This is a genomic window from Dorea formicigenerans, assembly GCF_025150245.1.
GTDB lineage: Bacteria > Bacillota > Clostridia > Lachnospirales > Lachnospiraceae > Dorea > Dorea formicigenerans.
On record NZ_CP102279.1, the window covers coordinates 1,284,069 to 1,296,909 of the forward strand.

Here is a 12,841-nt window from a genome sequence, read left to right on the forward strand (position 1 = left end):
TAGGTTTGGAAGAAAGTGTAAAGGTCAATCCGCTTGCAACAGAGAAGGTCGAGCGGTTGATATTAAAATTCTCCATCCCGGCAATCATCAGTATGCTGGTCAGCTCGCTTTATAATATTGTAGACCAGATATTTATTGGACAAGGTGTAGGACTTCTTGGAAATGCAGCGACTAATATCGCATTTCCAATTACGATTATTTGTACTGCAACGGCATTGCTTCTTGGGATTGGAAGTGCTTCAAATTTTAATCTGTCCTCGGGGGCAGGAGAGCAGGAATGTGCGTGCAGGTATGCAGGGACAGGACTTGTAATGCTGATGCTTTGCGGTGTGACGATCGCGGTCATCGTATTATTGTTCTTAGATCCGCTGCTTCATGTATTCGGTGTTACAAAAGACGTCCTGCCTTATGCACAGGATTATACAGGGATTACAGCATTTGGAATTCCTTTTCTGATTCTGACGACAGGGGGGAATCATCTGATCCGTGCAGACAGAAGCCCGACTTATTCTATGACTTGTATGCTTACGGGGGCAATCATCAATACGATTCTGGATCCACTGTTTATTTTTGGATTCCATTGGGGAATTAAAGGAGCTGCATGGGCAACTGTAATCGGTCAGATCGCGTCTGGGTGTCTGGTAATTGTGTATTTTGTACGTTTTAAAAAGATGGGACTGACAGTGGAGATGCTAAAGCCCCGTGGAATGTATATCAAAGGCATTCTCACACTTGGTATGGCTTCATGCATCAATCAGATAGCTATGGCAATCGTGCAGATCGTGTTAAATAATACATTGAGATATTATGGTTCTCTTTCTGTATATGGATCAGATATTCCACTGGCGTGTGTCGGTGTAATTGCAAAAGTCAATATGGTGTTTATGGCAATCTGTATCGGTCTTGCCCAGGGATGCCAGCCAATCTGGGGTTTTAATTATGGAGCAGGCAATTATGTGAGAGTCAGACACACATATAAGCGATCCATGCAGATAGCGCTTGCGGTCGGCGGTATCTGTTTTGTGTGCTTTCAAGTATTTCCAAGACAGATCGTCAGTATTTTCGGAAATGGAAGCGAAGAATATTTCCGGTTTGCAGAGAGGTATTTCCGCATTTATATGTTTATGACGTTTGTAAATGGAATCCACCCGGTCTGCTCACAGTTTTTCACTGCAATCGGAAAAGCTACAAAGGGAGCAGTTGTGTCTCTGACGAGACAGATATTATTTCTTTTGCCACTCATTATTATATTCCCGATATTTATCGGAATTGATGGTGTAATGTATGCAGGTCCGATTGCGGACGGAACGGCAGCAGTAGTTGCAATTGTGCTTGCGAGAAGTGAGATAAAAAAGATGAGCTGATAAGTAAAGAGAAGGTTGTCAGGATCTGGGATTAAAAGAAAGGATAAGGCGTATGCAAAAGAAGAGAACGATAGGATTTATGTTCAAGCAGATAAATAATGTGTATGAGAAGGAATTTAATAACCGGCTGCGTACGCTTGGCATTACCGCATCACAGTGTGCAGTACTGGATTATCTGTTCGACTGTGAGAAAGAAGAAGTGACACAGAGGGACATTGAAAAAGGATTGAATCTCAGAAATCCTACCGTGACCGGTCTGCTGAAACGGCTGGACGAAAAGGGATATATCTTATCAGTTCCAAGTAATACGGATAAGCGCTGCAAGAACATTTACCTGACGGAGAAAGCTTACGATATCCAGAGACGCATGGAGAATCAGAGACGGAAGCTGGATAAGATGCTGACAATCGGAATGAATAAAAAAGAAATTGAGGCTTTGGAGAAGATGCTGAACAAAGTATTGTATAATATTGCAGAGCCGTAGGAAATATAAAAGGTATCATGTATGAAAATGCATGGTGCCTTTTTTGATAAAAGACAATCATTTAAAACAGTTGCATTAAACTAACTACTATGATATTATAAACATGCAAATGATAATCAAAATCAATTACGGATGAGGATATGCGATGTCAAAGGAAGTAGTGTCTTATATGTTATCTGGTATGGATAATATGAAAAGTCTGCAGGTTCAGTTAATTCTGCAGTGTGCGCCGTTTCTGAAAGGAATCAAGATTGCCTGTATTTTGAATATTACGGAAGAAAACAGTAGAGAGCTTTATGAAATCCTGGAAGGAACAGGGATCAAATTTAAAATTCTGACAAGAAATCATGGAAAATGTCTTGTATTTTTGTACCGGCGCGAGTCGTTTTCCAGATATTTGAAACGGACAGATGTCAGGGGATTTTTAGGTTCCTATGGATATGAGGACGTGGAACCGGAGAAGATGCTGGAACGTCTCTCGAAACGTGTCTGTCAGTATTCAGATGGAGAAATCTGTTTTCCGCATGAGATAGGAGCATTTTTAGATTATCCGATCGATGATGTAAAATGTTTCATTGAAAAAGACGGAAAAGACAGTCTGTTTTCCGGATACTGGAAAGTCTATAACAATCCAGGGAGAGCAAAAATGATTTTCTGGGCGTATGATAAGGCAAAGACCAGTGCGGTAAATGAATATCTGATTGGAAAGAGCATTCGAGATATTGCATATGTGGCAGCGTGTTAAATGATAGTTGATTAAATAGAACAGCAGGAGGATAGTAAATCATGAGTATTTCAGTAGTATATTGGAGCGGAACAGGTAACACACAGGCAATGGCAGAGGCAATTGGAGAAGGAATTGAAAGTGCAGGAGCACAGGCAAATGTAATCTCTGTAGATCAGGCAAGTGTAGATGCGCTGGCAGAAGAAGATGTATTTGCCCTTGGCTGCTCTGCTATGGGAGCTGAGGAGTTAGAAGAGTCTGAGATGGAGCCATTTGTAGCTGAGCTTGAAGGAAAAGTAAGTGGAAAGAAGATTTTGTTATTCGGATCCTATGGTTGGGGAGACGGAGAATGGATGAGAAGCTGGGTAGAACGTATGACGGCAGCCGGAGCCAAGATGGCAGAACCAGAAGGCGTAATCGCAAATGAGACACCGGGAAGTGATGATTTGGATGCATGCAAGGCGGCAGGAGCAAAACTTGTTGATTAATATGGAACAGGATATAGCAGATCAGGAATGGAAGAAAGCAAGACATAAATTATGCTGAAATATTCGTGGTCTGTGGCATTGCTAAAAGGACAGGTGATAAAAATGAGTGTAGTAATCATTGGCGGCAATGAAAGAATGGAACAGCAGTACAAGCAGATCTGTAAAAAGCATAAATGTAAAGCAAAAGTATTCACGAGAATGTCCGGTAATCTGAAGACACAGATCGGACAGCCAGATCTGATCATCTTATTCACATCAACTGTGGCACATAAAATGGTACATTGTGCATTGAAAGAAGCAGAGCGTTACAATATCCGCGTGGAGCGTGCACATTCCAGTAGCGCAAGTGCATTGGAAAATGTACTTCAGGGCTGCTGTTAATAAGGATATGTTTTCACAAAATAAAAAGAGGAATGTAAAAAAATAACATTGCATTCCTCTTTTTTTTGTATGCAATTCATGGTACAATAATCAAATGGTTTGATGCTACAAAGCAATAAATGATAAGAATGCAGGAGGAAAGGCAAATGAGTTATGCCGATCAGGTATTTATAGATATGTGCCGCGACATCATCGACAATGGAACAGACACAAGAGGGGAAAAAGTGCGCCCGGTGTGGGAGGATAAAACACCGGCTTATACAGTAAAGAAATTCTGTGTGGTAAACCGGTATGATCTGTCTAAGGAATTTCCGGCACTGACACTTAGAAGAACTGCGATTAAGAGCTGTACAGATGAACTTTTATGGATATGGCAGAAGAAATCGAACAACATTCATGATCTGAACAGTCATATCTGGGACAGTTGGGCAGATGAAGATGGATCGATTGGAAAAGCCTATGGATACCAGATGTCCGTAAAACATCAGTACAAGGAGGGAATGTTCGATCAGGTAGACCGTGTGATCTATGATCTGAAGAACAATCCGTACAGCAGAAGGATCATGACGAATATTTATGTACATCAGGATCTTCATGAGATGAACCTGTACCCGTGTGCGTACAGTATGACATTTAATGTTACGAAAAAAGAAGGACATGAGAAGCTTTCGCTGAATGGAATGCTCAATCAGAGATCCAATGATGTACTCACTGCGAATAACTGGAATGTATGTCAGTATGCAGTGCTTCTTCATATGTTGGCACAGGTGTGTGATATGGAAGTCGGGGAACTGGTACATGTGATTGCAGATGCACATATTTATGACCGCCATATTCCGCTCGTGGAGGAATTAATAAAAAGAGAGCCGCTTCCGGCACCGAAGTTCTGGTTAAATCCGGAAGTGAAGAATTTCTATGATTTTACACCGGATGATGTGAAACTGATCGATTATGAGACACATGAGCAGATTAAAAATATTCCGGTGGCAGTTTAAGATAAAAATAAAGTAATAAAAAACAGGGGGAAACCGGCATGAATTTGATTGTGGCAGTGGATAAGAATTGGGCAATTGGAATGGACAATAAGTTACTTGTAAGTATTCCGCAGGACATGAAGTTCTTCCGTGAGACGACAAAGGGGAAGGTCGTTGCCATGGGAAGAAAGACATTGGAAAGTTTTCCGGGCGGACAGCCTTTAAAGAACCGAGTCAATGTTGTTCTGACATCAGATAAAAAATACAATGTGAAAGGAACTGTTGTGGTCCACAGCATTGACGAAATGGTGGAAGAACTGAAAAAATATAACGATGAAGATATTTTTGTGATCGGGGGAGAGAGCATTTACAGACAGCTTCTGCCATACTGTAAGACGGCATATATTACAAAGATCGATCACGCTTATCAGGCGGATACATTTTTCCCGGATCTGGATCAGGACCCACAGTGGCAGATGACCAAGATCAGTGATGAGCAGACGTATTTTGATCTGGAGTATGTATTTACAATTTACGAGAGGGTATCATGAGAATTTTAAATGTAACAGCGCAGAAACCGAACAGCACCGGCAGTGGAATTTTTCTGTCGGAGCTTATGAAGGAATTTGCAAATAAGGGACACACACAGGCACTGGTAGCCGGTGTGTATCCTGAGGAGGAAACTCCGGTACCGGATCGGGTCACATTTTATCCGGTATATTTTGAACAGGGGAAACTGAGCTTTCCGATTGTAGGAATGTCAGACGAGATGCCATATCCGAGTACCAGATACCGGGATATGACACCAAAGATGGAAGCGGCATTCAAAGAAAGTTTTTTGAAACAGCTGGATGAGGCAGTAAGAGATTTGAATCCGGATCTGATTTTGTGCCATCATCTTTATCTTTTGACTGCCATCGTACGGGAACATTTTCCAGACCGGAAGGTCTTTGGCTTTTGCCATAATACAGATTTGCGGCAGATGCAGAAGACAGATTTGGAACGGGAGTACATTACGGGGCAGATTCGAAGACTTGATCGGATTTTTGCACTGCATGCAGAGCAGAAGCGGACCATTCAGGATATTTATGATGTGCCGAAAGAAAAAATACAGGTGATTGGAATGGGGTATAACAGCCATATTTTCAAGAATGAAAGCCTGCGTGTGAATGACGGTGTGACAAGAATTGCATTTGCCGGAAAGATTTCGGTGAAAAAAGGAGTGGAAAGCCTGATCCGGAGCCTGGATTATCTGGAATATGAAAAGGAAAGGATTGAGCTTTTGCTTGCCGGAGGAGCCGGGAATGAAGAAGAGTATGAGCAGATAGTAGAGCTTGCGAAAAAATGTCCGTATAAGGTGACATTTTTAGGAAAGCTTCCACAGAAAGAGCTGGCAAAGGTCTACAATTCCTGTGACATCTTTGCACTTCTGTCATTCTCTGAAGGACTGCCTCTTACGGTCATTGAGGCGCTTGCATGCGGAGACAGAGTAGTCATGACAGACTTGCCCGGAGTGAAAGAATGGATTGATACTTATGCGCCGGGGGCAGATATAAGATATGTGACACTGCCATTGATGCGTAATGTGGATGAGGCAGTTCCTGCGACACTGCCGGATTTTGAAAGGCGGATTGGTCAGCGAATCTGGGAGTCTGTGGAGGCAGGTAAAACAAAAGAAGTAGATGTCAGCGGACTTTCCTGGACAAAAATTGCAGGCGAAGTGCTGAAAGTATTATCTCTGACATCATAAAATATATCAAGAAAACAGATGAAAAATGTCATTGACAGTAACACAAAGTTATGATTATAATATATAAAAATATTCGATAAAACAGTTTTGTGAAATGCAATGACGGGGAGGAGTACATAGATACCGGAAGCTAAGAGAGAAGACGGGTGGTGTAAGTTTTCATGAAGGGTTTATGGAAGTAGCCTCTGAGCAGTGAACCGAAAAGATGAATGGCTGATAGTGCTTTTGAAAGAAAGCATCTATAGTTACATGATCTGAGTAGACTTCAACGTCTGTCCCGACGTTACAAGGGAGCAATATCGGATAATCGTTATGGTTTCCCGTATTGACATGAGTGCAGAGAGAATTCTCTGAATTTAGGTGGTAACACGGATGGTATATTCGCCCTAAGCTATTTCGCTTAGGGCGTTTTTCTATATCTGACGGGAAATGCATACTCTGTTGGATATTCATGACGAAGCAAAATCTGGGAATGTTAAAGGAGGAAGACATTTATGAAGAAAATCAGTGGCAATAAGTTATTAGTAAAAGCCTTAAAAGAAGAAGGAGTAGATACTCTGTTCGGTTATCCTGGGGCATGTACCATTGATATCAGTGACGAACTTTACAAGCAGGATTTTACGAAAGTAATCTTGCCAAGGCAGGAAGTGGCACTTGTCCATGAGGCCGATGCCTATGCAAGATCTACCGGAAAAGTCGGTGTTTGCCTTGTTACAAGTGGTCCGGGAGCAACGAACTTGGTAACAGGTCTTGCAACAGCATATTATGATAGTGTTCCGCTTGTGTGCTTTACCGGTCAGGTGTCCAGACATCTGATTGGAAATGATGCATTTCAAGAGGTTGACATTGTAGGAATTACAAGAAGTATTACCAAATATGGAGTAACGGTGCGAAACAGAGAAGACCTTGGAAGAATTTTAAAAGAAGCATTTTACATTGCAAGAACAGGACGTCCAGGTCCGGTCCTTATCGATCTTCCAAAAGATGTTATGGGAGAACTTGGAAGCGCAGAATATCCGGAAACTGTTAATATCCGTGGTTATAAGCCGAATACAAGCGTACATATCGGACAGTTAAAACGTGCGATCAAAATGCTTGGACGTGCAAAAAAACCATTATTTTTAGCAGGTGGAGGTGTGATTATTTCCCGTGCAAACGAAGTATTTACCAAATTGGTGGAGAAGACGAATATTCCGGTCGTAACAACAGTAATGGGACGCGGGGCAATTCCGACAAACCACCCACTCTACATCGGAAATCTTGGAATGCATGGAGCATATGCCTGCAATATGGCTGTCAGTGATTGTGATCTGCTGTTTTCAATCGGAACTAGGTTCAATGACCGAATTACCGGAAAGCTGCATTCATTTGCACCGAATGCACAGATTGTACATATCGATATTGATACAGCTGCAATTTCAAAAAATGTACAGGTAGATATTCCGATTGTTGCAGATGCAAAAGATGCGATCGAGAAGATGTTAGAGTATGTAGAGCCGAATGAGACATCAAAGTGGCTGGAACAGATTGAAAGCTGGAAAGAGGAACATCCTCTGAAAATGAAAGAAAAACCAATCATGACACCTCAGGATATTATTGAGACGATCAACCGTATGTTTGATGAAGCAATTATTGTAACTGATGTAGGACAGCATCAGATGTTCACGGCGCAGTTTGCTGAGATTACACAGAAGAAGAGACTTCTTATGTCAGGTGGACTTGGAACAATGGGGTATGGACTTCCGGGAGCGATTGGTGCTAAAATCGGTAATCCGGATGTACCGGTCATTTCCATCTCCGGTGACGGTGGGATGCAGATGAATATTCAGGAACTTGCAACAGCAGTATTAGAGGAACTTCCAATCATTAGCTGTATTTTTAATAATTATAACCTTGGAATGGTTCGCCAGTGGCAGAAATTATTCTATGGAAAACGTTACTCTATGACGAACTTACGATCCGGTGCTGCAAGCAGAAGGGCAGCAGATGATGAGAATTTTGAATATCCGGAGTATACACCGAACTTTATCAAACTGGCAGAAAGTTATGGCGCAGTAGGAATCCGTGTGGAGAAAAAAGAAGATATTGAGCCTGCATTCAGAGCAGCACTTGAAAATAAACACAGACCGACGATTATCGAGTTTATGATCGATCCGGAGGATCTTGTATACCCAATGATCAAACCGGGCGGAACTCTGGAAGAGCTGATCATGGATTGTTAGAAGGGAGAATGAAATTATGAGTGGAACAAATAATGGAATGAAAAAACGCTGGATATCACTTTATGTAGAAAATCAGGTAGGTGTTCTGTCTAAAATTTCCGGACTCTTTTCTGGAAAGTCATATAATCTGGACAGCCTTACTGTAGGAACAACAGAAGATCCGACTGTGTCGAGAATGACAATAGCAACGGTCAGTGACGATGAGACGTTTGAACAGATCAAAAAGCAGCTCAACCGTACGGTAGAGGTTATTAAAGTCATTGATTTTACAGATGTTTTTGTAAGAATGAAAGAAATTATGTACATTAAAGTTCAAAAATGTACACCGGAGGATAAGGTGGAATGTTTCCAGATCGCGGAGACGTTTAAGGCAAAAGTCATTGACTACGGAAGAGATAGTCTTTTGCTGGAATTTGTACAGACAGGAACCAAAAATGACGCAGTTATTAAGCTGATGAAAGAAGAGTTCAAGAGTATTGAAGTTGTGCGTGGAGGAAGCGTTGGAATTGAGTCTATTAGTATGATGGAAAGATAATTCTAAAAAAACAGAGCGCACTCTTGAATTTTGAATATGATGGTATTATAATAATGTTAGTAAAATAGTTAAAAAATTAAAGTTATATAGATGAACGGAGGAAATTATCATGGAGAAAAAGAACATTGACTGGTCAAACATCGGATTTGGCTACATGCAGACAGATAAGAGATATGTATCCAACTACAAAGACGGAGCATGGGATGAAGGAACTCTTACCTCCGACGCAACCATAACAATCAGTGAGTGCGCAGGTGTACTTCAGTATGCACAGACATGCTTTGAAGGAATGAAAGCTTACACAACAGAAGACGGACATATCGTAACTTTCCGTCCAGATTTAAATGCAGCAAGAATGGCTGATTCAGCAGCAAGACTTGAGATGCCGGTATTCCCAGAGGACAGATTCGTAGATGCAATCAAACAGGTCGTAGCAGCTAATGCAGCATATGTACCGCCTTATGGATCAGGAGCTACACTTTATGTAAGACCGTATATGTTTGGTTCCAGTCCGGTTATTGGAGTAAAACCTGCAGAGGAGTATCAGTTCCGTGTATTTGCTACACCAGTTGGACCATACTTTAAAGGCGGCGCTAAGCCGATTACAATTAAGGTTTCAGACTTTGATCGTGCCGCACCGCATGGAACAGGTCATGTAAAAGCAGGTCTTAACTATGCAATGAGCCTTCATGCAATCGTGACAGCACATGGAGAAGGATACGATGAGAATATGTATCTGGATGCTGCAACAAGAACAAAAGTAGAAGAGACAGGTGGAGCAAACTTTATCTTCGTAACAAAAGACAATAAAGTCGTAACACCGAAGTCATCTACAATCCTTCCTTCTATTACAAGACGTTCTCTGATGTATGTAGCAGAGCATTATCTTGGACTGGAAGTAGAAGAAAGAGAAGTATACCTTGATGAAGTAAAAGATTTTGCAGAGTGTGGACTTTGTGGAACAGCAGCAGTTATTTCACCAGTTGGCAAGATTGTAGATCATGGCAAAGAAATCTGCTTCCCAAGTGGAATGGAAGAGATGGGACCAGTTACAAAGAAACTGTATGAGACATTGACAGGAATCCAGATGGGTCACATTGAAGCACCAGAGGGCTGGATCTGTAAGATCTGCTAGGATTGAGAAAAAGCCAGGCACAAGAACAATCACAGACTCTACATTGTTTTCAGATAATACAAGATTCATATGCGAGATGAGGTTGACGGAAAAATAAGAATTTTGTAAAATAATGTCAAGACACATGGAGCGGGACAGAAACGCGAAAATCTGTCCCGCTCTTTTCGCAATATAGGGAGTTTTCCTTTTAACGGAATCCGGGAGCGGGCATGATGCGGGGATTCTGCTTTTGATGGAAAAGTATCATATTCCATTGATTCTGTTATCTATGGGCAAGAAATGAAAAGGAACTTGGAGAGATGCTGGAGTTTGCCAATGCAGCAGCATCTATTGTAACAACAAGAAAAGGGGCGCTTCGGGTAATGCCCAAGTTAGAGGAGATTTTGCATGTGCAAAGAGGAGTGTAAGTCAGAAGAAATGAAATATCGCCTGGCGGAAGCTGTGAAAGTCTGCATGAAGACGACATCGGTGGAGAAGATTACGGTAAAGGAAATCGTAGATGCGTGCGGAACGACCAGACAAACATTTTACCGGCATTTTCAGGATAAATATGACCTGGTTAACTGGTATTTTGATAAGATCCTTCTGGAATCCTTTGAACATATGGGAGAAGGCGAAACCATCTATGAAGGACTGGTGAAAAAATTTCAGTATATTCAGAAAGAGAAACTTTTCTTTAAAATGGCATTTAAATCTGATGATCAGAACTGTCTGAGAGACCATGATTTTGAACTGATCCTGGCATTTTATTCAGACCGGATCCAGGAAAAATCCGGAAAGCCATTGTCGGAAGATTTAAAATTTCTGCTGGAAATGTATTGCCAGGGTTCTATTTACATGACTGTACAATGGGTGTTTGGAAGGGTGAAACGCACGCCGGAGGAACTGGCAGCAGATCTCGTGAAAGCAATGCCGGAAGAACTGGCGGGGGTGTTTGAAAGACTGGATCTTTTATGATCCGGTCACGTTACATTTTCATAATTTTGTAACTTTCATTTTTTTAATAACATTGTTAAAATAAAAACATAAAAGCAAATTATGTCATGTAAGAAAAGGAGAGATTGAAATGGCAAACAGAATTATGCTGAATGAGACATCTTATCACGGAGCAGGAGCAATCAAGGAGATTGCAACAGAGGCAAAATCAAGAGCATTTAAGAAAGCATTTGTATGCTCTGATCCAGACCTTATCAAATTTGGGGTAACAAAGAAAGTGACAGATGTATTAGATGAGGCTGGACTCGCATATGAGATTTATTCTGACATCAAAGCCAATCCTACGATTCAGAACGTACAGAATGGTGTTGCAGCATTCAAGAGCGCTGAGGCTGATTACATTGTAGCAATCGGTGGAGGATCTTCCATGGATACAGCAAAAGCAATCGGTATCATTATTGCTAATCCGGAATTCGAGGATGTAAGAAGTCTGGAAGGTGTTGCGCCAACTAAGAAACCTTGTGTACCGATCATTGCAGTTCCGACAACAGCAGGTACAGCAGCAGAGGTTACGATCAACTACGTTATTACAGATGTAGAGAAGAAGAGAAAATTTGTCTGTGTTGACCCACATGATATGCCGGTCATCGCAGTTGTAGACCCGGATATGATGTCCTCTATGCCAAAAGGACTGACAGCTTCCACAGGTATGGATGCTCTTACACATGCAATCGAAGGATATACAACAAAGGCTGCATGGGAGATGACAGATATGTTCCATATCAAAGCAATCGAGATTATTTCCAAATCCTTAAGAGGAGCAGTTGCAAATGAGAAAGAGGGTCGTGAGGGAATGGCTCTTGGACAGTATATCGCAGGAATGGGATTCTCAAATGTAGGTCTTGGAATTGCTCATTCTATGGCTCATACACTTGGAGCTGTTTATGACACACCACATGGTGTTGCATGTGCTATGATGCTTCCAATCGTTATGGAGTATAATGCTGAATGCACAGGCGAGAAATACAAAGAGATCGCAAGAGCTATGGGTGTCAAAGGTGTTGATGATATGTCTGTAGAAGAATACAGAAAAGCAGCAGTAGACGCTGTTTCGCAGCTTTCTATCGACGTTGGAATCCCAACAAAACTGGAAGCGTTAAAAGAAGAGGATCTTGACTTCTTAGCTGAGTCTGCACACGCAGATGCATGCGCTCCGGGTAATCCGAAAGATGCAAGTGTTGAAGATCTGAAGAATCTGTTCAGAAAATTAATGTAATGATGCCAGAGTAATCCGCATGCATCATGCATTATTACATAATCTAAGATAAGAGAACTCCTGACATTGATATCCAGTGCCAGGAGTTTTTAATATTTCGAAAAATTAAAATGAGAAGAAAACAGTATAAAACAGTATATAACAGTTGACAACTGTTATATACTGTTTTATACTGTTTATAACGAAGGAGGAGTTTTATGGATATCATAGTAAACCATTCATCCATGCAGCCAATCTATGAACAGATTGGAGATCAGATAAAAGAAAAGATCATGCATGGTATATTAAAAGCAGATACCCCACTCCCGTCAGTTCGTACTTTAGCTAAAGAACTTAAGGTCAGTGCACTGACCGTGAAAAAAGCATATGATGCTCTGGAAGAAGAAGGATTTGTAATTACGATTCATGGAAAAGGAAGTTTCGTAGCATTTGCAGATCAGGGGCTGATGCTGGAGGAGAAGAAAAAGGAAGTGGAAGCTGATTTGGAGATGGCCATCCGAAAAGGCAAAAGCTGTGGAATGACGGATCAGGAATTACTGGAGTTGTTTCAGATTGTTTTGGAGGATTGATAA

At 41.4% G+C, this 12,841-nt stretch carries 14 protein-coding genes, 1 pseudogene and 1 other annotated feature; all 15 genes and pseudogenes read left to right on the top strand.

Features of this window, described 5'->3' with window-relative positions; translation table 11 throughout:
- Positions 1-5 precede the first annotated feature (5 nt).
- The 15 genes and pseudogenes from NQ560_RS06330 (at position 6) to NQ560_RS06400 (ending at position 12,838) form a co-directional block, all read left to right on the top strand.
- A complete protein-coding gene (locus tag NQ560_RS06330; protein ID WP_187116429.1) occupies positions 6-1,364 on the top strand; it encodes an MATE family efflux transporter in 1,359 nt (452 codons plus the stop codon).
- Between the two features lie 52 nt (positions 1,365-1,416).
- A complete protein-coding gene (locus NQ560_RS06335; protein WP_005331573.1) occupies positions 1,417-1,848 on the top strand; it encodes a MarR family winged helix-turn-helix transcriptional regulator in 432 nt (143 codons plus the stop codon).
- 145 nt (positions 1,849-1,993) lie between these two features.
- Complete coding sequence (locus NQ560_RS06340) at positions 1,994-2,593, top strand: DUF3793 family protein (RefSeq protein ID WP_005331571.1); 600 nt, start codon at positions 1,994-1,996, stop codon at positions 2,591-2,593.
- 41 nt (positions 2,594-2,634) lie between these two features.
- Entirely contained in the window at positions 2,635-3,060 is a 426-nt protein-coding gene (locus NQ560_RS06345; protein ID WP_005331570.1) for a flavodoxin, read from the top strand.
- Positions 3,061-3,162: 102 nt separating this feature from the next.
- The gene (locus tag NQ560_RS06350; RefSeq protein ID WP_029731900.1) at positions 3,163-3,441 is read left to right on the top strand and encodes a DUF2325 domain-containing protein; all 279 of its coding nucleotides are present in this window, start codon (positions 3,163-3,165) and stop codon (positions 3,439-3,441) included.
- A gap of 146 nt (positions 3,442-3,587) precedes the next feature.
- Entirely contained in the window at positions 3,588-4,436 is an 849-nt protein-coding gene (thyA, locus tag NQ560_RS06355; protein ID WP_022279805.1) for a thymidylate synthase, read from the top strand.
- Positions 4,437-4,474: 38 nt separating this feature from the next.
- Entirely contained in the window at positions 4,475-4,966 is a 492-nt protein-coding gene (locus NQ560_RS06360; protein ID WP_005331567.1) for a dihydrofolate reductase, read from the top strand.
- Positions 4,963-6,165 (top strand): glycosyltransferase family 4 protein, encoded by a 1,203-nt coding sequence (locus NQ560_RS06365; RefSeq protein WP_005331566.1) that lies wholly within the window; start codon positions 4,963-4,965, stop codon positions 6,163-6,165. The genes NQ560_RS06360 and NQ560_RS06365 overlap by 4 nt, the downstream gene beginning before the upstream one ends.
- Positions 6,166-6,255: 90 nt before the next feature.
- Positions 6,256-6,557, top strand: a binding site (T-box leader).
- Between the two features lie 102 nt (positions 6,558-6,659).
- Positions 6,660-8,387: a biosynthetic-type acetolactate synthase large subunit gene (gene ilvB, locus NQ560_RS06370; RefSeq protein ID WP_005331565.1), complete on the top strand. Its 1,728-nt coding sequence runs from the start codon at positions 6,660-6,662 to the stop codon at positions 8,385-8,387.
- A 16-nt stretch (positions 8,388-8,403) separates the two neighbouring features.
- Entirely contained in the window at positions 8,404-8,922 is a 519-nt protein-coding gene (gene ilvN / locus NQ560_RS06375; RefSeq protein ID WP_005331564.1) for an acetolactate synthase small subunit, read from the top strand.
- Between the two features lie 109 nt (positions 8,923-9,031).
- Entirely contained in the window at positions 9,032-10,057 is a 1,026-nt protein-coding gene (locus NQ560_RS06380) for a branched-chain amino acid aminotransferase (RefSeq protein WP_005331563.1), read from the top strand.
- A gap of 281 nt (positions 10,058-10,338) precedes the next feature.
- Positions 10,339-10,464, top strand: a pseudogene (locus NQ560_RS15760) (carbohydrate kinase); the annotation flags it as partial.
- A complete protein-coding gene (locus NQ560_RS06390) occupies positions 10,445-11,014 on the top strand; it encodes a TetR/AcrR family transcriptional regulator C-terminal domain-containing protein (protein ID WP_005331557.1) in 570 nt (189 codons plus the stop codon). The pseudogene NQ560_RS15760 and the gene NQ560_RS06390, both read left to right, overlap by 20 nt.
- Before the next feature lie 109 nt (positions 11,015-11,123).
- Entirely contained in the window at positions 11,124-12,269 is a 1,146-nt protein-coding gene (fucO, locus tag NQ560_RS06395) for a lactaldehyde reductase (protein WP_005331556.1), read from the top strand.
- Between the two features lie 197 nt (positions 12,270-12,466).
- The gene (locus NQ560_RS06400) at positions 12,467-12,838 is read left to right on the top strand and encodes a GntR family transcriptional regulator (protein WP_040015332.1); all 372 of its coding nucleotides are present in this window, start codon (positions 12,467-12,469) and stop codon (positions 12,836-12,838) included.
- The last annotated feature ends 3 nt before the right edge of the window (positions 12,839-12,841 follow it).

What these genes read in the sequence shown, in the direction of transcription:
- NQ560_RS06335 (WP_005331573.1), top strand. Translation starts at nt 1,417, where the DNA reads ATGCAAAAGAAGAGAACGATAGGATTTATGTTCAAGCAGATAAATAAT.
- NQ560_RS06340 (WP_005331571.1), top strand. Translation starts at nt 1,994, where the DNA reads ATGTCAAAGGAAGTAGTGTCTTATATGTTATCTGGTATGGATAATATG.
- NQ560_RS06345 (WP_005331570.1), top strand. Translation starts at nt 2,635, where the DNA reads ATGAGTATTTCAGTAGTATATTGGAGCGGAACAGGTAACACACAGGCA.
- NQ560_RS06350 (WP_029731900.1), top strand. Translation starts at nt 3,163, where the DNA reads ATGAGTGTAGTAATCATTGGCGGCAATGAAAGAATGGAACAGCAGTAC.
- thyA (WP_022279805.1), top strand. Translation starts at nt 3,588, where the DNA reads ATGAGTTATGCCGATCAGGTATTTATAGATATGTGCCGCGACATCATC.
- NQ560_RS06360 (WP_005331567.1), top strand. Translation starts at nt 4,475, where the DNA reads ATGAATTTGATTGTGGCAGTGGATAAGAATTGGGCAATTGGAATGGAC.
- NQ560_RS06365 (WP_005331566.1), top strand. Translation starts at nt 4,963, where the DNA reads ATGAGAATTTTAAATGTAACAGCGCAGAAACCGAACAGCACCGGCAGT.
- ilvB (WP_005331565.1), top strand. Translation starts at nt 6,660, where the DNA reads ATGAAGAAAATCAGTGGCAATAAGTTATTAGTAAAAGCCTTAAAAGAA.
- ilvN (WP_005331564.1), top strand. Translation starts at nt 8,404, where the DNA reads ATGAGTGGAACAAATAATGGAATGAAAAAACGCTGGATATCACTTTAT.
- NQ560_RS06380 (WP_005331563.1), top strand. Translation starts at nt 9,032, where the DNA reads ATGGAGAAAAAGAACATTGACTGGTCAAACATCGGATTTGGCTACATG.
- NQ560_RS06390 (WP_005331557.1), top strand. Translation starts at nt 10,445, where the DNA reads ATGTGCAAAGAGGAGTGTAAGTCAGAAGAAATGAAATATCGCCTGGCG.
- fucO (WP_005331556.1), top strand. Translation starts at nt 11,124, where the DNA reads ATGGCAAACAGAATTATGCTGAATGAGACATCTTATCACGGAGCAGGA.
- NQ560_RS06400 (WP_040015332.1), top strand. Translation starts at nt 12,467, where the DNA reads ATGGATATCATAGTAAACCATTCATCCATGCAGCCAATCTATGAACAG.